The organism is Methanothrix thermoacetophila PT (assembly GCF_000014945.1).
Lineage (GTDB): Archaea > Halobacteriota > Methanosarcinia > Methanotrichales > Methanotrichaceae > Methanothrix_B > Methanothrix_B thermoacetophila.
In genome coordinates this window covers 1751169-1771053 of record NC_008553.1, presented here as the reverse complement: position 1 = coordinate 1771053, position 19885 = coordinate 1751169, and the positions used below count along the sequence as shown (strand labels likewise).

Here is a 19885-nt window from a genome sequence, read left to right as displayed (position 1 = left end):
CAATATACAATTTGAGTAATTTGTTAGGGTTGAAAGCTCTATGAGATGCTATGTAAACATGGTATGATGAATATGAAATCATTATTGGTGCTTCATCTGCTGATGATGTGTGCCTTTTGTACACAATCATCGGCTCAGCTCTCTTACATGGACTCGCTGACAGGAGACCTGCTCTATTCGGACGACTTCTCCAATCCAGCGAGTGGATGGCCACGGGTGACGACAGAGAGCTACACGAGGGACTACATGAATGGGATGTACCACATCTCTGTCAACACCTCTCACACCGTGAAAAATACCAAAGTGCCTGCAGGAATGGATTTCAGCGATTTCGTGCTCGAGACGATGGTATATGTGGTGGACGTGCCGGAGTATGGGGAGTTCGGGCTGAATCTCAGAAAAGATGTGGAGAATGACGATTTTTACAGGCTTGTGCTGAACACCAATCACAAGTTCGCATTCTTTAAATATAAAAATGGAGAGTGGGCGGATCTCATACCCTGGTCAAGGTCAGATGCAGTGGCGCTGGATGCGAACAAAATAAAGGTGGTGGCATCCGGAGAGGACTTCACGATCTGCATAAACGACCGGTGGGTTGGAAGCTGCAAGGACGGGAGCATACGCTCTGGGGTCATAGATATTTTAGGAGAGACGCAGGATGCATCGCAAGCACACGTCGCATTCGATTACCTGAAGATATGGTCCATCATGGGCGCATCAGAGGGTCAGATACCGGAAAGCAGAAACATCCTGACGGTTGGTACAGGGAAGCAGTACTCGCGGATCCAGGACGCCATCAATGCCTCCACTGACGGAGACACGATCGAGGTCTATTCTGGCACGTACAGGGAGAACATCTTTGTCGACAGGAAACTCACGATACGCGGCATCGGTACGCCTGTAATAAATGCTGACAGGCGCGGCGATGGCATCACGATATCTGCGGATGGAGTCGCTCTTGAGGGGCTGAGCGTGATCAATGCGAGGGGTGGATTTCTCGGATACTCCGGAATAATGGTCTACTCCAGCAGCAATATCATAAGAAACAACAGTATAACGCTATGCGATAAGGGGATCGAGCTGTACGAGGCAGACAGCAACCTGATCGAGGCGAATATCATAGAGGACAACGATGACAATGGGATATACCTCCTGAGCGGATGTGATGAGAACACGATAAGGGGCAACAGGATATCGAGGAACGGCGGCGATGGGATACATGTTTACGAGTCTAATCGGAACATGATATTCAGCAACATTATTGCAGATAACATCGGTGATGATGCATACGATGATTACAACGCCACAGAGCTTGGGACCGGCGACGTCAACAGATGGGATGACGGATCGAAAGGCAACTATTACAGCGATAACCTCTGCACAGACTCGAACCGCGACGGGATCTGCGACTCTCCGTATGGCATTCCAGGCGGTGATTGCATTGACAGATACCCGCTTGCATCGCCTTCACCCGGCCCCAGCGTGATAGAGGAGCGCCCACCAGAGGAGCCCTTGGAGGGAAGCAGATCCGCCACCGTTTCAGGTACCCAGTCCGGCTCTGTATCGCTTGGTGGTGCTGCTGTTGATATACCCTCAGGATCCATTCCGCCCAACGAGGATGGAACTCCAGGAACAATGGTCATCAGCATAGAGAAGACGAATATGAGGCCAGAGCTGGCTGAGGGTCTGTCTCTTGTTGGCGAGGTCTACCAGCTCGGTCCTGAGGGCACAGTATTTGAGAGACCGGTGCAGATCACACTGAGGATACCTGAGGGGGTGGATCCGAACACAATCGTGGGAGTGACGACCTTCAACGCCACATCTGGGAGATGGGAGCTGATACCAGGCACAGTCGATCCAGATGAGAGGACTGTCACGATATTCACGGATCACTTCTCACCATACGCCCTGGTCAGGGGAGCCGATGAATGGATGAGGAGAAACGGCGGCTGGATCGAGGTGGTCAACAAACACCGCTACAACACCATTTCCTATCTCCCATGCAATGGTGAGGATCGCTGCAGTATTCTTCCGACACACACAGAGCACGGTATATGCATACAGAATGCGGTTTTCAGAGATGCATCCGTGGCGGGCCTCTGGACTCCCCCGAACAACTGGATGATACTGGCATTTGACGTGCCGGCTGAAAGCACAAGAAGCGAGACCAGAGAGCGCTTCTGGGTGCCTGCAGGCACATACACTCTGACCGAGTTTCTCTTCGTATCGGAGGTGAATCCTGGAGACCCCATGTATTCCCCATGCCGTCATGCAAAGTCCAAGCAGACGAAGGTTTACCAGATAAACCCCGGAGATGTTATGCGGTTCGATCATCTTGATGAATCTTCACTCCAGGGGTCCCCGTGCTTCCTGGGTGGGTATCCATGCAGGTCGGTTCTCGCTACTACTGCGAGGACCGGAACGAAAACATCGGTCCACACAGGCGATGTACAGGTCACCCTGACGTGGTATGCGAACGCGGACATCGACCTCTATGTGGAGGATCCAAATGGGGATTTGGTCTACTATGGCAATCCCCAGGTTCCGTCGGGCGGGCAGCTGGATCGCGACAACATGTGTTCCAACTTCGAGATGGGCAAGCCTGAGAACATCTTCTGGCCGACAGGCAGCGCGCCGCCCGGCGTGTATAAAGTCAGTGTGAACTACTACAGCGATTGCGGCGGCGTCGGAGCGGTAAGGTGGACTGTGCGCACGGTGGCCGGAGGGGACGTGAAGACGTACACAGGAGTTCTGAATACGGTGGGGGATACCCAGGAGGTCACGACCTTCGAGATCCGATAGCTCTGACCCTTGGGATACTGCAATGCTCCGCTCTGTCAAGGGCGGAGAACCATCATTTTTCAGATCGACTGCTCCAGGATGTGGTACAAAGATGGCGTTGATTGCAGACCATTTTCGTCCACACGGGGTGGCCTTGCGACATGAGCGCTTTTCTGCACATATTAAATGCAACCTGTTTCACGAGAGAGCACATAAAGATGTGGCTCGACCTTGATGAGGGGTGCTATGAGGAAATCGATTGAAGAGATAAACGAGCGGATACGCAGGGGTGAGGCGACGGTGCTCACCGCTGAGGAGGTGAGGGATCTCGTGGAGCAGGGCGCGGTCAGCGAGCTCCAGGATGTCGATGTTGTCACAACAGCCACGAGGGCTGTGATGAGCGGGACGTATGCCGTGCTCTCGTTCGGACTCGCGGAGAAGGGGTCGTTCGCCCGCTCTGTTAGCGCGCGGATCAACGGCGTGCTGGCGCATGTGGGGCCATGCCCCAATGAGCGGCTGGGGCACATAGATCTCATCGTCTTCGGGACGGCGCACAGGGACGAAAGGTACGGCGGCGGTCATCTCTTCAGAGACCTGGTTGCGAGGAGAAGCGTTTGTGTGGATGTGGAGACATCAGACGGGCGCTGCATATCGAGAGAGCTCACCCTGGATGAGATACCTCATGCCAGGATCTTCGGCACAAGAAATGCATTCATGAACTACTCCGCGTTCGTGAACACAGGGGGAGTGGCTATGAGCACAATATTCCATGCGATTCCATTCCCTGTAAGCATGAGCGGGGCGTCGTTCTCAGGATGCGGCATTCTGAACCCTCTCGAGAACGATCCGCTCCTGGAGACGATAGGCGTCGGAACGCGCGTTCTCATAAACGGTGCCGAGGGCTTCGTGATCGGGACGGGAACAAGAAGCACTCCGGAGAGGCCGAATCTGTCCGGATTCGCTGACATGCACCAAATGATGCCTGAGTTCATGGGCGGATTCGTGACGTCTGCAGGCCCTGAGTGCATTACCTCATGGGCTGTGCCGGTTCCCGTTCTGAGCCAGTCGGTTTTCAATGCGGTTTCACGCCCTGAGCGGGCGATCCCGCTGCCCGTAATGGATGTCGGCACGAGATCCTCTTTATGGGCTGCGGATTACGCACAGGTCTGGCGAGATGTGGATCTCGCGGTTCGTGTGCGACCGGATTCATGCAAGGACTGCACAAATTGCATCGCAGAGATCAGCTGTCCGATGGGCGCGATTAAAAGACCCGTGCGCATAGATAGAGGGCTTTGCTTCAACTGCGGGCTCTGCTCAGTGCTCTGCCCTGAGGTCTTCCGCGCGCGCCTGGGCTCGGTAAGATCTCCAGATGGTATTCATGTTCCAGTAACGTTGAGACAGTCAGACCGTCTCCGCGCCATCAGGCTCGCGGAGATTCTCAAAGAGAGAATACTCGATGGGAGCTTCAGGATCTCCGCATGCGTGAAGAGGCTCTCTCCATGAACCTGCTCAGGATCTTCTCAGGTGTGAGGGGGATCACAGGGACGTCCGCATTTCCTGGCTCCACAATGGCCACAACCACGCCGCTCCCCGAGAGCCTCCTCCTGAGCTCCTCTTCACCGGAAACAACCCTCACGTCCCTGACACCGGCCCCCCTGGCGACGGCAGCGAGATCCGTGCATCGCGAGGTGCATGTCGGCTGGCATCCTGTGGAACCGTACACGCGGTTATCGAGGATGACGAGAAGGTAATTGGACGACGCAAAGCTCGCAATTGTCGCAAGCGTGCCGAGGTTCATCAGCACAGAACCATCACCATCGATCGCGATCACCCTTCTCTCCGGAAGCGCCAGCGATAGGCCCAACGCTATGGAGGATGCCATGCCCATCGATCCGAGCATGTAGAAGTTCTCCGGCCTGTCTCTGATGAAGAAAAGCTCCCTGCTGGGGTAGCCCAGGTTGCAGACGATGAGAGCATTCAATGCCTCAGCAGCCTCTGCTATGATCGCTATTGCGTCTATTCTTCTCATATCGAATCACCAAAAGCGGCCCCTCCCTTTCTAGGGGACTGGTAGCTTACCTCCCCCAGAACTTTATATCCAGCAGAACCGCGACAGGCCGCATTTCATTCAGCGCAAGGCTCCACGCACCCTCTACAGCCTTCTCGGCTTCATGCGGTCGCGGCCGGAAGAACGGGATTCCCATCGTCTTCAGCAGAGGCTCTGTCAGCCTCCCCATGGGAATCTGGCCCACGAGCCGCTCCCCCTGAGTCCCGCGATGGCTAATCACCATCAGAAGCGGTATTCCATAGAGCATATCCAGGGATGCCAGAGCGTTTATGCTGTTACCGAGTCCGGAGTTCTGCATCGCGATCGCCGGGCTCATGCCGCCCATGTATGCACCAGCGCACACCCCGATGCCCTCCTCCTCTCTTGTGACAGGTATGTGTATGATATCAGGATCTGAGGAGAGAAGGCACAGAAGCTCCTGAAGGTTCACACAGGGAACGGATGCTACGAGGTCTATGCCAGCTCTTTTTAAACCTCTGTAGACCTGCTCGCTTGGTCTGAGATCGTTGGACATGATTTGTATTATTTTAAGGCTCATGTTGTTGAACCATCGGAGAGGCGCGCTCTGACAGTAACCAAGCGACAATCGACTTTGCCTCTTTGTGAAAGGTTATCGATCCGCCGAATGACAGGGATGTGCCTGTTGTAAATGATCATCTGGAGCACCCCATATCATCTCTTCTGGTTCTGCTCTGCAGCTCTGAACGCCTCCTCAGCCTCTTTGTTCATGCCGAGCTTTTGCAGCGCTAGACCCTTGTTGTAGAGGGCGATTGAGTTGTTAGGATCCAGCTGGAGAGCCCTCTCATACATCGCCAGGGCCTCATGGTACCTCTTCTGGTAGTAGAAGGCCAGACCCTTGCCGATCCAGGCGCCTACGTATGTCTGATTGAGGATAATAGATCTATCGAATGCTGAGATGGCGTCATCGAGTCTCCCAAGGCTCACGAGAGTGTTGCCCTTGTTGCTCCAGGCCTCGTAGTTCATGGGGTCTGCCTGGATCGCAGATTCGAAGCACTGCAACGAATTATTGTATCTTTGCATCGCCGCCAGCACGATTCCCTTGTAGTTCCATGCCTCTGCATCAGATGGATCGAGTTGCGTGGCCCTATCGAAGCTCTGGTATGCATCTCTCAGCATACCCATCGCGTAGAGTATCTTCCCCCTGAGAAGCCAGGCCTGTTCGAGGCTGCTGTCCATTCTGAGCGCTGTCTCCGTCAGATTCAGGGCCTGGTTATAATCATTCGCATCAAAAAGAGCCTTTGCATCTTCAACCAGATCCTGGGGCGTGCTCTGAGCCATGGATAAATCAGAGAGCATGAGAAGCATGAGTAACACTGTCAGTTTTCTCATGCTGCGATCCATGCAGCGGAGATCAAATATAGATTCCGGTCGTCCGATTCCAGCTCGCAGGTGAGCTGGCACAAGCCATGAGATCATTAAACGCTTCAGCGTTCAACCCTCTACAGATTCTACAGATTTATGTCGTCTGTGGCTGTCGGTTCGAGCGGAATCGTTTAGTGATCCAAGCACACAACCGTAGTGTACTTGATTCACTGAAACGCTGCATGCAATAAAAAGGCGTGTCAGATGGATGAAAACATCTGTGATGATAGTTTGTCTCTTTCAAAACGTGTCGATGCAGGAGGATAATTCCCTCTGTGTTGTGCTTTCATGGCAAACCCGCAGCGCACAATCCACAGGGCTTATGGGACACCTCGCATGCGGAATTTGTTCTTACAGGAATGCTCAGCCATTCCAGCCCACGGCTAAAAGAGTGCGGGGGACGGGATTCGAACCCGCGAACACCTACGTGACAGGACCCTCAATCCTGCGCCTTTGACCATGCTTGGCAACCCCCGCATGCTTCTGGCAGAGAATACCACATTGGATATAAACCTCTCGCCTCAGGAGATTGAGGCGAGCGTATCCTGGAGCGCCAGAGCCTTCTTCTTAAGCTCCTCCGCGGCCATCCTTACCAGATCCTTCGCATTTATAGACCCATCGCTCTCTATGCTCATAATGAAGGCGTCCTCAAGTGGCACGACTGAGATGGCTCGCTGGTCGCACTCCTCAACGCAGAGCCTGCATAGCGAGCACTCTGTGATATCCCTCACCTTGATGCTATCGTTCTCATCGAGCACCAGCACGCCGCGTGGACATACCTTTACGCATCTTCCGCAGTTGTTGCATCCGCTGATCTCTATGGATGGAAGATTCTTGTAGCCGCAGAGCGTGCCAGCCTGCCATTTGGCGTGCTCCTTGCCTGTGCGGAGCGTGGCGAAGCCCTCGATCACGAGCTTCTCACCCTCTCCGAGCACCACAAGAGGTATGTTATCGAATGCAGCTCTCACGCTAGGGTCGCTGAATTTTATATCCCGTGAGTGCACGGTCGCCGGACCCTCTGCAGTCAACATAAAATCAATCCTGCAGCCCGGACAGCCAATACCACCGCACTGGCACTCATCTGGGGTCGAATAGACGCTCAGATCATCAGCTCTTATCGGAACAAGGCCGAGCCTGAGAGCGATCTGCTCATCGAAGAGCACGGATGTGTTCTCGTATATCGAGATCTCATCGATCGCAAGCTTCGGAACTTCAGCTATGCACGACCGCCTGATAGCGTTTGCGAACGCAGGAGTCACACCGGTGAGGAGGAACCTCACCCGGTCGTCCCTCAGTTCGATAAGCTCCACATTCAAGGCTTATGCACCGTCAGACCCTTCTGCCCCTCTTCCCGCCCTTCGGCTTTGTGCCATCATGTGGGATCGGGGTGACGTCCTCAATCCTTCCAATCCTCAGACCCGCGCGCGCCAGCGCCCTTATCGCAGCCTGTGCTCCAGGCCCAGGGGACCTCTGCTTGTTCCCTCCTGGTGCTCTCACCTTTACATGCACCCCGACTATCCCCTTGGCCTTGGCCTGCTCGGCGACCTGCATCGCCATCTGCATCGCGGTGTACGGGGAGCTCTCGTCCCTGGCGGCCTTCACAACCATACCACCTGAGATCTTGGCTATCGTCTCAGCGCCCGTGAGATCTGTTATCGTTATCAGTGTGTTGTTGAATGATGAGTATATGTGTGCTATGGCCCATTTGCCCTCTGTCATGCCGACCCTCCAGTCCTGGCGACGATCTTAGATGACCTCTCCGGATGCCCCTCTCTGGCGAGCGGGGATCCTGCATAGTAATCGATGGTCATCTCGTCCCCTCTCTTCACCAGGTAGCTCGGGACGGTCACCCTCTGACCTGCCACCTGGATGTGCCCGTGGGTTATGAACTGTCTCGCCTGTCGTATCGTGTTTGCGAGACCCTGTCTGTAGACCTGTGTCTGCAGCCGCCTCTCCAGGATATCTGTGATCTTCAGTGAGAGTATGGCATCGAGATCTGCACCATCCTTCAGGATGCCGAAGCGTGACAGTCTATTGATAACCGCAGCAGCCTCTATATCGGCTCTGGCCTCGCCACGAGCCTTGGATGCGAGAAGCATCCTCCCAACGCGCCTGTACTTTCTTAGAATGCTCTCAGCCTTCCAGAGCTCGCGCTTGTTCCTCAGCCCGTAGGTCTTTATGAGCTCGACCTCATTGGCCATCCTGTCTGCTTCCCATGGCTTTCGAGGCCGATCATATGTCTTGTGGCTCTTGCCAGGATATCCCATATAATCACCTGCACATCATTTCTTCGCCTGCGTCTTCTTCCTGGTGACACCAACGGTCGCGCCGCTCCTGCCTGTGGATCTGGTCCTCTGCCCTCTCACTCTCAACCCGAGCTCATGCCTTATGCCCTTGTAGCTTCTGGTCTTCTTCATGATGTCAAGATCCTCGCGGAGGGTCGTGAGGACTTCGGCGCCCATGACGTGTTTGTCCACGCCTGTTATTATGTCCTTCCTCCGGTTCATCATCCAGGCTGGAATGTTATCTCTGACACTCTCTATAACATTCTTCAGAGCCTCTATCTGCTCCTCAGGCAGCTTCCCCAGAGTCGCGCAGGGATCCACGCCTGCCTTCACTGCGAACACCCTGGCCAGCCTTCTGCCAACGCCTTTGATGCCAGTAAGAGCCATCTGAACCTGCTTCTTCCCGTCAAGATCGGTGTTGTAAATGCGCACTATATGTCTCAGCTCAACAGAGCTCTCAGTCTCCTTCGTCTCCATCTCCAATTACTCCTCCAGAACGCCTGGGCTCCAGGAGCCCGATCTGGAGCAGCCCCGGATCAGAATCCGGCGCCGCCCACTCACCGGCTGTGCGGTGGGGCGATTTACGCAAATCCAATGCGAAGATACGCTCCTGCTACATAAGATTATCTGTTGGGTGAGCGGACCTGTCCAAATAAGGCTTGAGCATCTCCTCCATCCAAAAGCAGTCAGCCATATGTTTCTGAATTCAGCTCTTATTCAGATACATCCCGGACAACGGACGTGTCCGGATAAAAAGGGAGTCTATTTGATGAGCATATCTTCAAGGCTCACGATTCAAACACACGGCCCTTATTCAGACAGGTCCCGGACAACATTCCAAAAGTACTTATGCTTTTAAGTAAATGTTAATTTATGGTGGAAGTAGCGTCCCATGAGAAGGCTCTCGCAATCACGAAGAGCTTGAACGCATTGCTTTTAAAAAACACCGGCAAAAAAGATGTCACTGTGGTCCTCGAGCTGGCGGGCAGTAAAGCATTATCCGTACCTGAGAAGTACAGAACTCTCAGAATCAAAGCAAATGGCTATGCAAGAATCCCATACAGATTCGGAAAAATGGATATCGGATGGCCCATAGCTCTCAGTGGTAGGCATACAGCTGCGATCCGGCTTTGGAGCAGGGACCCGAAGAGCAAAAAGAAGGTATTGATTGCCAATATGGTTGTGGAGACACGGTCCCCGATCTTTGTTCCTGAGCTGCACTGCATGGAAACCACAGAGCAGGAACAGCGGGCCAGAAAGGGCAACAGTCCGCCTGTGATCACAATGAGCGCTGTGAAGCCAAGGACATCGGTGCCGAAAAACACAGGGGAGGTCGAGCTGAGCTGGGAGATCAGAGGTGCTGATGAGATGCATGATTACATCTTCTATCCAGGCGCAGAGGTTCTGGAGCCTGGAACATTTACAGATGCAGGGGGGTGGGAGTGCTCCTGCCATGTCACGCCCTCCAGCAACTCGTACATCTACACTGCAGGACCTACCATTATCCAGACATTACATGCGCGCAATGCAGATGGTGAGGTGTACGAGCATGAGACCATCTATTACACAACCAGAGTGGGCTACCACAATGCCAGATGTCCGGCTGGTGGCACAATACATACGGACGAACTGGACACCATCAGGGGTTTTCTGGAGGATATCGATGCCCGCCTGAGATCGAATGCCCTTGAGGATCTGCCGGAGTTTGTCGATGATTGGAACAGAACGATAGAGGAGAGGATTGGGCGAGGGGAGCTTTCTGAGAGTGCCAGAGACTACATGCTCCCCGAGTTTGATGATATGGATTATCTGAGCGGCCGTGTTGGGACTGGCAGTCTGGCGGATGATATTCTAAGCGCCATGGAGAATGTCTTGATATATATCAAGCCGTACACACTTCCGAGAGGGTACCGGGCGGGCACGCTTCCGCCAGAGAGGCACGCCCTCTGTGATTGTGTTTATGGGAGGACCTACCACTCGCCTGGTCATCCCGACTGCAACTGGATTGCTGTGTGCATAGGCAGAGTATCTTGCAATGGTCATACAGGAAGTGCCGACGCCCTCACGCTTCTCCATGAACTTTACCATCATGCCACCGGCAGCGGCGACGAAATGAGAGCCGTGGCCGTGTCATGCTGCGTCTTCGACTACCTGGCTCCTTTGGACTGGTGAATGTTCTTATTTATTTTTCATCTGATCACTGGTCGACCTCATCGGCAACTATAAGAGCATCCGTATCACAATACAGCTGGGTATGGGGTGCTTTGAGGATTTTATGGAGCTTAGGGAGAACGTCGAGGACGCTCGAAGGAGGATCTCCCTGCGACGCATCTCATTACCATCAAAAAGGGTGGAAGATGATGCAGAGGGATGTTGTGGCGCGCTACCGCGTCGAGACTGATCTTCCCATGAGAAAGGCTGCTGAGGCGATAGCTGCTGAGCAGTCGACCGGGACATGGACTGAGGTGAGAGGAGCTGAGAGCGATCTCGCGGCGAGTGTCCTCTCGATAGATGGCAATACCGTGGAGATAGAGTTCCCTGTGGAGCTCTTCGAGCCTGGGAACATACCGCAGTATCTGTCTGTTATCGCAGGGAACCTCTTCGGTCTGGAGGCTCTGAAGAAGGTTCGACTGGTGGATGTCGATTTTCCGGAGTCACTGGTCAGAGCTCATAGCGGCCCGAAGTTCGGGATAGAGGAGGCAAGGAGGATCATCGATGCATACAATCGTCCTCTTGTTGGCACGATAGTCAAGCCCAAGGTCGGGCTGAACCCGAGTCAGACCGCTGAGGTCGCAGGGGCTGCTGTGAGAGGCGGCCTCGATCTCGTCAAGGACGATGAGACGCTCACAGATCAGAAGTTCTGCCCGATGGAGAGAAGGGTCGAGGAGGTCATGGCGGAGTTTGACAGGGTCGAGAGCGAGACCGGGAAGAAGGCGTTCTACGCAGTCAACGTCACAACTGGCGCCGACACGATCCTGGAAAGGGCGGAGAGGGCGATCGACCGGGGCGCGAACATGCTCATGGTCGATGTCCTGACAGCTGGTTTCTCCGCGCTCGAAGCGCTTGCAAGAGGGGTGGATCTGCCGATACATGTGCATAGAACAATGCACGGAGCCATGACGAGAGACAGAGCGCATGGAATATCGATGCTCGTCATAGCGAAGCTCGTCAGAATGGCGGGTGGCACGAACCTGCACACAGGCAGCTATGTCGGCAAGATGGCCAGCGATATCGAGGAGAATGACCAGTGCAGAGATGCTTTGCGCGAGGATTGGTATGGCCTGAAAAGAGTTTTCCCGGTGGCTTCAGGCGGCATACACCCCGGGAAGGTCGCAGGCAACCTGGATGGATACGGTATAGACTGCATAGTGCAGGCAGGCGGTGGCGTACATGGGCATCCAGATGGGACGACTGCAGGGGCAAGGGCGATGGTGCAGGCAGTCGAGGCGTGGCTGAGCGGCATACCGGTGATGGAGTATGCAGAGAGGCATAAAGAGCTAAAACGTGCGCTTGAGCGATGGGGTGTTTGAGCTCATCTCGGGAGACTGAAACCGAAGGTTTTATATTCGTAGATGGGGATGGTTTGACAGTCTGTCACGAGTCAAGCGACGCGCGCTGTTTGAAAAACAGCATGGATGTAGTGAGGGATCAGATGGCGAGACATGACATCTTGATGAGAATCAAGCAGGCAGAGGCGGATGCCAAGGCCAGTGTCCAGCAGGCCTTGCAGGAGAAGGAAAAACGCATCGCCGATGCCACTACTGAAGCAGCGAACATAGTGCGTACAGCCGAATCCGAAGCACAGGCCTTCTACGAGAAGGAACTCGCCAAGGCGGAGGGCGAAGTTAAGGCCAAGAAGCAATCGGTTATTAGCGAGGGCATGCGAAAGGTAGATGCCTTGAGGTCTAGTGCAAACGCAAAACTGGACAAAGCGGTTGAATACTTGCTAAAGGAGTTTATGGGGTTGTTGCATGCTTAGACCCGTTGAGATGAGTCGTGTAGTCGTCGCCGGGTCGAAGAATGTGATGGAGTCTGTGGTGGAGAAGCTCCATGAGCTCAACCTCATGCACATCGTCAACTACACAGGTGGGGAAGGCGATTTTGAGCAGGGTAAGACGATGGGCAAAGGCAAGGAGTTCTCCGAGAACCTCATAAAGCTCAGATCGATTGAGAGATATCTGGATATAAAGCCGAAGGCTCCCGATGTCAGGTTTGCGGAGTCCCAGATAGTATCCCAGATGGACGATCTGCTGGGAAGGCTTGCGGAGGAGGTGACCTCCACCTACGAGCGCATAACTGCAATCGAGGCCGAGGTCAAATCAAAGCAGGATCAGATCAATGCGCTTCGGCCACTGGCGGCGATTGACCTGCCCATAGAGCTGTACTCGGGCTATGAGACCCTGGCGGTTTTCGTAGGGACGGTTGAGTCTGCAGTTGATGCCGATGTCGCAAAGGTCGCTCCCAAGAGCGAGGTCTTCACAGGGAGCTTCAAGAACACCACGGTAGTCGCGGTGTTCGTGCCCGTTGAGAAGGCCTCTGAGGTTCAGGCGGTTCTTGCCGAGCATGGGTTTGCGGAGATCTCGGTTCCAAAGCTTACCGGAGCTCCAGATGTGGCCATATCCACGCTGGAGGCGGAGATCAAGCGGCTGGAGTCGGAGAAGGAGCCACTGCAGAAGAAGCTCAAGGATCTCAAGAAGCAGTATGAGGACATAATACTTGCTGCAGATGAGTATCTGAGCATCCAGACCCAGAAGACCGATGCGCCTCTCAGGTTTGCAACAAGCGAGAACGCGTTTGTCATAGATGGCTACGTTCCATCAGCGGACTATGATAAGCTCAAGAGTGCGCTTGAGAGCACAACCGGCGGCAGAATACACGTTGAGAAACTCCCTGAGAATGAGATGGAGGAGCTGGTCGAGAAGAAGGGCGAGGACATACCCACAAAGATCGAGAACCCCGGGATTGTGAAGCCTTACGAGCTCATAACCAGGCTTTTCGCGATACCTGAGTACAAAGAGTTTGATCCAACGCTTCTGATATTCGTGTTCTTCCCGATAATGTTCGGGATGATCCTCGGAGACGTTGCATATGGCATCATGATACTACTCGTACTCGTGATGCTGAAGAAGAAGTTCAGAACTGAAGGGTGGACACAGCTGATCAACATTGTGATGATTGCAAGCGTCTGGTCCATAATATTCGGCCTGATCTTCGGCGAGATCTTCGGGCCAATGGGCCTGTGGGGGAAGGTCTTCGGGCAGCTGCCACATGAGGAGATCCTTGCGCTGGAGGAATCCGGAAGGTTCTTCGGCGAGGGTGTCTTCGGTCCGCTTGGCAGGGTTGGTCCGATGGGGATGTTCCCGCTGTACAGGCTGGCCACTAATGCGGTGCTGATGTTGATCGGTGTCAGTATCTTCATAGGTGTTCTCCATTGTGGAATCGGTTCTATTCTCGGCGTCAAGACAGAGCTCAATTATGGTGAGAAGAAGCACGCATACTTCGAGCGGCTTCCGGTGCTGATATTCCAGGTGGCTTTTGCGCTGCTGCTTCTCGGCCTGGTTCTGGGCTTCATGCCCCTGGTGTATCTCATGGGGCTCCTTGTTGTGGTGTCTATCGTCATGATGGTCATGGGCCCGGAGGGTGTAATGGGTGCCACGCATCTTCCGTTCTACGTGAGCAACCTGATCTCCTACCTGAGGCTCCTGGCCATTGGCCTCGCGTCAGTTGGTGTTGCGTTTGCAGCCAACAAGCTGGCCTTTGGCGTCATCATGCCGATGCTCAGCGGCGGTGAGCACCTCACGATGGTCGCTTACATCGTGGGAGTCATCGTGCTGCTTGTGGTACACTTCATCAACCTGCTGCTTGGTATATTATCTCCGTTCATGCACCCCCTGAGGTTGCATTACGTCGAGATGTTCACCAAGTTCTACAGCCAGCATGGTGGTGGAGTTGAGTACAGCCCCTTCGGACATGTCCGGAGGTATCTGAAGGTATAATGGGACGAACAAAAATACAGGATGGTTATAATAATAGTAAGGAGGTTTGAGGAATATGGCTATAACGGATGCAGGAGTAATGTACGGTCTGTTGGCAGTTGGTGCAGGTCTTGCGACTGGGCTTGCCGGTATCGGTGCGGGTGTCGGTGAGCAGGGCATCGGAGCCGCCGTCGTCGGCGTCGTTGCAGAGGAGCCTGGATTCCTGGGCAAGGGCCTGTTCCTGATGCTGCTGCCCGAGACGCTGATCATCTTCGGGCTTGCCGTCTCGCTGATCCTGATGTTCGCCTGGTCACCCTTCGCCGCGTTACTCTGAGCACCCCCCATCCAAAAGGGTGAGAGGCAATGGCACTAGATGCAGTGGTTGAGGATATTCTGGCAACAAGCAAGAGCAAGGTCGCCGAGATAAATGCGGAGACTGAGCAGGAAGTTGCCAGAATACTTAGCGAGGCCAGAGAACGTGCCGCCGAGATAAAGTCCAGGAAAGAGGCAGAGGCAAAGCACGACATAGAGGCTCTTGTGCGCAGGGAGATGTCCAGCGCAAACCTGGAGCTCAAGAGGGCTGAGCTGAACGTTCATAAAGAGGTCCTCGAGCAGGTGAGGATTAAGTTCCTCGACGCGGTCACAAACCTGCCAAAGGACAAGAACGAGGCTCTTATAAAGAAGCTCCTGGAGCCCTATGATCTCAAGGATATGAAGGTCTACTCCAGCAAGAGAGATCAGGCCTTCGTATCCTCTCTTGTCCCAAACTACGGAGGCACGCTGGATATAATCGGTGGCGTGGTGGTCGAGAGCAAGGACGGGTCAGTGAGGTTTGATCACTCATATGAGACTCTAGCGCGGGATATCTTTAACGCCAAGGTCAAAGAGGTCTCCAAGCTCTTGTTCGGGTGAGCGCGATGCCAGTACTACGTTTGCCGAAGTTCGGAAAACCGGTGAAGTACGCATACATCACGGGCAGGGTAAGGGCGATGAAAACGAAGCTCATACCCAACGAGATGTATGCCAGAATGCTGAACATGGATATACCAGAGATCGCAAGATACCTCGAAGAGACCCAGTACAAAGAGGAGATCGATGCTCTCGCCAAGGACTACTCCGGTGCAGAGCTGATCGAGCATGCAACCTTTGCAAACCTGGCAAAGACCTACAGGAAGCTCCTTGAGGTCTCGATAGACGAGCCCCAGTTCCTGATACTGGAGTACCTGAGGCGCTGGGACATCTGGAACATAAAGACGATCCTCCGTGGAAAGTTCTATGGCGCCAGCGACTCGGAGATAATGAAGTACATAGTGCCTGCGGGCGAGCTGGACCAGGAGTTTCTGGAAGGGCTTGCCAAGAAGGACTCGATCAACGATGTCATAACAGCATTCGAGGGCACAGACTTCGCTGAGGCTCTCTCCAAGTACGATGGGAAGTCCCTCGCCTCTGTGGAGAACGCCCTTGACAAGCTCTATTACTTCAGAATGGAGCGCGCTGTGGGCGGGACGCTATCAGTTGGCGGCGGTCTCCTTCTCAAATACGTGAAGAGAGAGATCGATATCAGGAACCTCATAACCCTCTTCCGGATGAACAAGGCTGGAATCGAGGCTAGCATCGTTCAAGAGAATCTGATACCTGGCGGCAAGCTCAGCGAGGAGCTGAGCAGGATGGCAGGACAGCCCTATGCGGATTTCGTCAGGGGGCTTGAAGGCTATCCGTTCTGGAGCGCAATCTCGGATGTGGCGACCGCGGACCTCGATAGCGTGAGCAGAATAGAAGCAAGGCTGAAGGCATATCTCATAAGATACGCCTGGTCTCTGTCCAACTACCATCCGCTGTCGATCCTGCCTGTGCTTGGCTACATCGTCACAAAGGAGACAGAGGTTGCCAACATCAGGAAGATCGTCAGAGGGAAGGAGGCTGGACTGCCTAACGAGCTTATCGAGGAGCAGATGGTGGTGGCATAATGGAGATTGCAGTTATAGGCAATAGTGATGCGGTTATCGGATTCAGCCTCGCAGGGATCAAGAAAGCCTACGAGGCCACCTCGGAAGAGGAGCTGATAAACAAGATAAATGAGGTAATGGCTGATCCGAATGTAGGAATTCTGGTTCTGCATCAGAATGACTACAACAGGCTTCCCAAGAGGCTGCAGTCGACCTTATCTAACTCCGTTAGGCCTACTGTTATCGCTATCGGAACCGAGCAAAGCACAGAGATGAGAGAGAAGATTAAAAGGGCAATAGGTGTCGATTTATGGAAGTAGGAAGAGTAAAGAGAGTCGCCGGGCCGGTCGTGCAGGCCGTTGGTCTGAAGGCTTCGATGTACGACCTGGTTCTGGTCGGCGAGGAAGGCCTGATGAGTGAGGTCATCGGCATTTCCGGAGATAAGCACATCATCCAGGTATACGAGGATACCTCGGGTATCAAGCCTGGTGAGCCGGTCAAGGAGACCGGAGGGCCTCTGGTGGCCCAGCTTGGTCCCGGCATCCTCACTCAGATCTACGATGGCGTTCAGAGACCGCTTCCCTTGCTGGCCGAGAAGTCTGGAGACTTCATCAGCAGAGGCCTCTTCGTCGATGGCGTAGATCACAAGAAGAAGTGGGAGTTCAAGCCCCTGGTGAAGAAGGGCGATACGGTAAAGCCCGGGCAGCCCATAGGCGAGGTCCAGGAGCAGCTCCTGATCAAACACAAGATCATGGTCCCACCGAAGCACAAGGGTGGGGTCGTCAAGGAGATATACAGCGGGAACTTTACAGTTGAGGAGACAGTCTGTGTGCTCGAGGATGGCTCTGAGCTCACGATGCTCCAGAAGTGGCCCGTCCGTCAGGCGCGGCCTGTCGTGAGGAAGCTGCCACCGACAATCCCGCTGAGAACAGGCCAGAGGGTCATCGATGGTTTCTTCCCGCTGGCAAAGGGCGGGACAGCAGCCATCCCGGGAGGATTCGGAACGGGCAAGACTGTCATGCAGCAGACGCTCTCAAAGTGGTCTGACGTCGATATAGTCATCTACGTCGGATGTGGTGAGCGTGGCAATGAGATGGCAGATCTGCTCCACGAGTTCCCCGAGCTGGTGGATCCGAGGACGAACAGGCCGCTGCTCGAGAGGTCGATCGTCTACGCCAACACATCCAACATGCCGGTCGCTGCTCGAGAGGCATCGATCTACACGGGGATGACAACAGCAGAGTACTACAGAGACATGGGCTACGATGTGCTGATGACCGCGGACTCGACATCAAGATGGGCGGAGGCCATGAGAGAGCTCGCCTCGAGGCTTGAGGAGATGCCTGGTGAGGAGGGCTATCCTGCGTATCTGGCTGCGAGGCTTGCCGACTTCTACGAGCGCGCTGGAAGGGCTGAGGTTCTAGCCGGCGGTGAGGGATCTGTGGCTGTCGTGGGCGCGGTATCTCCGCCTGGTGGAGACTTCACAGAGCCTGTGACTCAGAACACGCTCCGTATCGTCAAGGTCTTCTGGGCGCTCGATTCCAGGCTGACACAGCGCAGGCACTTCCCCTCGATCAACTGGCTCGATTCCTACTCGCTGTACGAGAAGGATCTGGAGAGCTGGTATGCGGAGAATGTCGCCCCTGACTGGAACCAGCTGAAGAGAAGAGCCATGGCGATACTGCAGGAGAACGCCGAGCTTGAGGAGATCGTCATGCTGGTCGGCTCGGATGCGCTGCCTGAGGATCAGCAGCTCACACTCGAGGTTGCCAGGATGATCATCAACTTCTGGCTGGCGCAGAGCGCGTTCCATCCGGTCGATACATTCTGCCCGTACAAGAAGCAGTACGATCTCCTGAAGGCGATACTGACATACAGGGACTACGCATTCGATGCCCTCCGCAGGGGTGTAGCGGTCGATCAGATCAAGAGCGTACCCTCCAAAGACGCACTAGCCAAGCTCAGGATGGTTGAGGACTACGAGCCCGACCTCAAGAAGGTCATGGACCAGATGAAGGCCGAGTTCGAGGCTCTGAAGTAAGGGGGTTGCCAATGACCAAGGAATACAAGACTATAACCGAGATCTCTGGACCCCTGGTGTTCGTCGAGAAGACCGAGCCAGTAGGCTACGGTGAGCTCGTCGAGATCAGGACGGCCAGCGGTGAGGTGAAGAGAGGCCAGGTCCTGGACACCTCGGATGAGATCGTCGTCGTCCAGGTCTTCGAGGGTACCGGTGGCCTCTCAAAGGATAGCTCCGTGAGATTCACCGGAGACGTCATCAAGATGCCGCTCTCTCCGAGCATCATAGGGAGGGTTCTCTCCGGCTCCGGCAGGCCGAGGGATGGTGGGCCACCCATTGTTCCAGAGGTGGAGCGCGAGATCATCGGGGCTGCCATAAACCCAGCCTCGAGGGAGAAGCCCAGAGCCTTCATCCAGACGGGCATATCGACCATAGACGGGACAAACACCCTTGTGAGGGGGCAGAAGCTGCCCATCTTCTCGGGTGCGGGTCTCCCGCATAATGATGTTGCCCTTCAGATCGCCCGTCAGGCAAAGGTCCTGGGTGAGGCAGAGGAGTTCGCGGTGGTCTTCTGCGCCATGGGCATCACAAACGAGGAGGCCCAGCACTTCATGGCAGACTTCGAGAGGACAGGTGCTCTCGAGAGGGCCGTGATCTTCCTCAACCTGGCAGACGACCCGGCTGTCGAGAGGCTCCTGACTCCAAAGCTGGGGCTGACCACAGCTGAGTACCTGGCGTTCGATCTGGACATGCACGTGCTGGTCATCTACACAGACATGACCAACTACTGCGAGTCTCTGAGACAGATGGGAGCTGCCCGAGAGGAGGTCCCAGGACGTCGCGGCTATCCGGGTTACATGTACACAGACCTTGCCACGAACTACGAGCGTGCCGGAATCATAAAGGGCAAGAAGGGATCGATTACACAGTTCCCGATCCTCACGATGCCAGGCGACGACATAACACATCCGATTCCAGACCTCTCAGGATACATCACAGAGGGCCAGCTTATCGTATCGCGTGAGCTCCACAGGAAGGGCATCTATCCACCCATCGACATCCGCCCGTCCCTGAGCAGGCTGATGAATTCGGGAATCGGCGCCGGACACACCAGAGAGGACCACAGGGCCGTATCGGATCAGCTCTACGCGTACTACGCAGAGGGCTGCGATCTGAGGGGCCTTGCTGCGATCGTCGGCAAGGAGGCGCTCTCCGAGCGCGACAAGCTCATCCTGGAGTTCGCCGACCAGTTCGAGCGCAGGTTCGTCAATCAGGGCAGGGATGAGGATAGGTCCATCATAGAGACCCTCACCATCGGATGGGAGCTCCTCTCGATGCTGCCCGAGACGATGCTCACCAGGATCGACGACAAGTTCATCAAGAAGTACCATCCGAAGTACGCAGGCACCGCAAAGAAAGAGTGAGAT

The 19885-nt window shown here is 54.7% G+C and carries 19 protein-coding genes and 1 tRNA gene; 12 read left to right on the top strand and 8 right to left on the bottom strand.

The window, feature by feature from the left end; all coding sequences use genetic code 11:
* Positions 1 to 147 precede the first annotated feature (147 nt).
* A complete protein-coding gene (locus MTHE_RS08525) occupies positions 148 to 2802 on the top strand; it encodes a right-handed parallel beta-helix repeat-containing protein (RefSeq protein ID WP_175265948.1) in 2655 nt (884 codons plus the stop codon).
* 225 nt (positions 2803 to 3027) lie between these two features.
* Positions 3028 to 4284 carry a methanogenesis marker 16 metalloprotein gene (locus MTHE_RS08520; protein WP_011696770.1) on the top strand — a complete coding sequence of 419 codons (1257 nt, stop codon included), beginning with the start codon at positions 3028 to 3030 and terminating at the stop codon, positions 4282 to 4284.
* Here the strand turns inward: MTHE_RS08520 and comE are convergent.
* The 8 genes from comE to MTHE_RS08480 all read right to left on the bottom strand — a co-directional run bounded on the left by comE (position 4247) and on the right by MTHE_RS08480 (position 8994).
* Complete coding sequence (gene comE, locus MTHE_RS08515) at positions 4247 to 4810, bottom strand: sulfopyruvate decarboxylase subunit beta (RefSeq protein ID WP_011696769.1); 564 nt, start codon at positions 4808 to 4810, stop codon at positions 4247 to 4249. The genes MTHE_RS08520 and comE overlap by 38 nt on opposite strands.
* Before the next feature lie 46 nt (positions 4811 to 4856).
* On the bottom strand, positions 4857 to 5387 hold the full coding sequence (gene comD, locus MTHE_RS08510; RefSeq protein WP_232840858.1) for a sulfopyruvate decarboxylase subunit alpha: 531 nt from the start codon (positions 5385 to 5387) through the stop codon (positions 4857 to 4859).
* 134 nt (positions 5388 to 5521) lie between these two features.
* The gene (locus tag MTHE_RS08505) at positions 5522 to 6199 is read right to left on the bottom strand and encodes a tetratricopeptide repeat protein (protein ID WP_175265947.1); all 678 of its coding nucleotides are present in this window, start codon (positions 6197 to 6199) and stop codon (positions 5522 to 5524) included.
* Positions 6200 to 6624: 425 nt separating this feature from the next.
* Positions 6625 to 6709, bottom strand: a tRNA-Leu gene (locus MTHE_RS08500).
* Between the two features lie 44 nt (positions 6710 to 6753).
* Positions 6754 to 7542 carry a DNA-directed RNA polymerase subunit D gene (locus MTHE_RS08495; RefSeq protein ID WP_232840934.1) on the bottom strand — a complete coding sequence of 263 codons (789 nt, stop codon included), beginning with the start codon at positions 7540 to 7542 and terminating at the stop codon, positions 6754 to 6756.
* Positions 7543 to 7561: 19 nt separating this feature from the next.
* The gene (locus MTHE_RS08490; RefSeq protein ID WP_011696765.1) at positions 7562 to 7951 is read right to left on the bottom strand and encodes a 30S ribosomal protein S11; all 390 of its coding nucleotides are present in this window, start codon (positions 7949 to 7951) and stop codon (positions 7562 to 7564) included.
* Positions 7948 to 8499: a 30S ribosomal protein S4 gene (locus tag MTHE_RS08485; RefSeq protein WP_011696764.1), complete on the bottom strand. Its 552-nt coding sequence runs from the start codon at positions 8497 to 8499 to the stop codon at positions 7948 to 7950. Before MTHE_RS08485 ends, MTHE_RS08490 begins: the two co-directional genes overlap by 4 nt.
* Positions 8500 to 8514: 15 nt before the next feature.
* The gene (locus MTHE_RS08480; protein ID WP_011696763.1) at positions 8515 to 8994 is read right to left on the bottom strand and encodes a 30S ribosomal protein S13; all 480 of its coding nucleotides are present in this window, start codon (positions 8992 to 8994) and stop codon (positions 8515 to 8517) included.
* A 396-nt stretch (positions 8995 to 9390) separates the two neighbouring features.
* On the opposite strand from MTHE_RS08480, the gene MTHE_RS08475 reads away from it, so the two are divergent.
* From MTHE_RS08475 to MTHE_RS08430, 10 genes are all read left to right on the top strand, one after another.
* Entirely contained in the window at positions 9391 to 10689 is a 1299-nt protein-coding gene (locus MTHE_RS08475) for a hypothetical protein (RefSeq protein WP_011696762.1), read from the top strand.
* On the top strand, positions 10650 to 12047 hold the full coding sequence (locus MTHE_RS08470) for a RuBisCO large subunit C-terminal-like domain-containing protein (RefSeq protein WP_175265946.1): 1398 nt from the start codon (positions 10650 to 10652) through the stop codon (positions 12045 to 12047). Before MTHE_RS08475 ends, MTHE_RS08470 begins: the two co-directional genes overlap by 40 nt.
* Positions 12048 to 12148: 101 nt before the next feature.
* Positions 12149 to 12496, top strand: a complete 348-nt coding sequence (locus MTHE_RS08465) for a V-type ATPase subunit subunit G family protein (protein ID WP_232840856.1) — start codon at positions 12149 to 12151, stop codon at positions 12494 to 12496.
* Positions 12489 to 14513 (top strand): V-type ATP synthase subunit I, encoded by a 2025-nt coding sequence (locus MTHE_RS08460; protein WP_011696759.1) that lies wholly within the window; start codon positions 12489 to 12491, stop codon positions 14511 to 14513. Before MTHE_RS08465 ends, MTHE_RS08460 begins: the two co-directional genes overlap by 8 nt.
* A 55-nt stretch (positions 14514 to 14568) precedes the next feature.
* Positions 14569 to 14826, top strand: a complete 258-nt coding sequence (locus tag MTHE_RS08455; RefSeq protein WP_011696758.1) for a H+-transporting two-sector ATPase C subunit — start codon at positions 14569 to 14571, stop codon at positions 14824 to 14826.
* Positions 14827 to 14855: 29 nt separating this feature from the next.
* A complete protein-coding gene (locus MTHE_RS08450; RefSeq protein WP_011696757.1) occupies positions 14856 to 15404 on the top strand; it encodes a V-type ATP synthase subunit E in 549 nt (182 codons plus the stop codon).
* Positions 15405 to 15409: 5 nt separating this feature from the next.
* Positions 15410 to 16459 (top strand): V-type ATP synthase subunit C, encoded by a 1050-nt coding sequence (locus MTHE_RS08445; RefSeq protein WP_011696756.1) that lies wholly within the window; start codon positions 15410 to 15412, stop codon positions 16457 to 16459.
* Positions 16459 to 16758, top strand: a complete 300-nt coding sequence (locus MTHE_RS08440; RefSeq protein ID WP_011696755.1) for a V-type ATP synthase subunit F — start codon at positions 16459 to 16461, stop codon at positions 16756 to 16758. Before MTHE_RS08445 ends, MTHE_RS08440 begins: the two co-directional genes overlap by 1 nt.
* The gene (locus MTHE_RS08435) at positions 16749 to 18479 is read left to right on the top strand and encodes a V-type ATP synthase subunit A (RefSeq protein ID WP_011696754.1); all 1731 of its coding nucleotides are present in this window, start codon (positions 16749 to 16751) and stop codon (positions 18477 to 18479) included. The genes MTHE_RS08440 and MTHE_RS08435 overlap by 10 nt, the downstream gene beginning before the upstream one ends.
* Positions 18480 to 18490: 11 nt before the next feature.
* The gene (locus MTHE_RS08430; RefSeq protein ID WP_011696753.1) at positions 18491 to 19882 is read left to right on the top strand and encodes a V-type ATP synthase subunit B; all 1392 of its coding nucleotides are present in this window, start codon (positions 18491 to 18493) and stop codon (positions 19880 to 19882) included.
* Positions 19883 to 19885 lie beyond the last annotated feature (3 nt).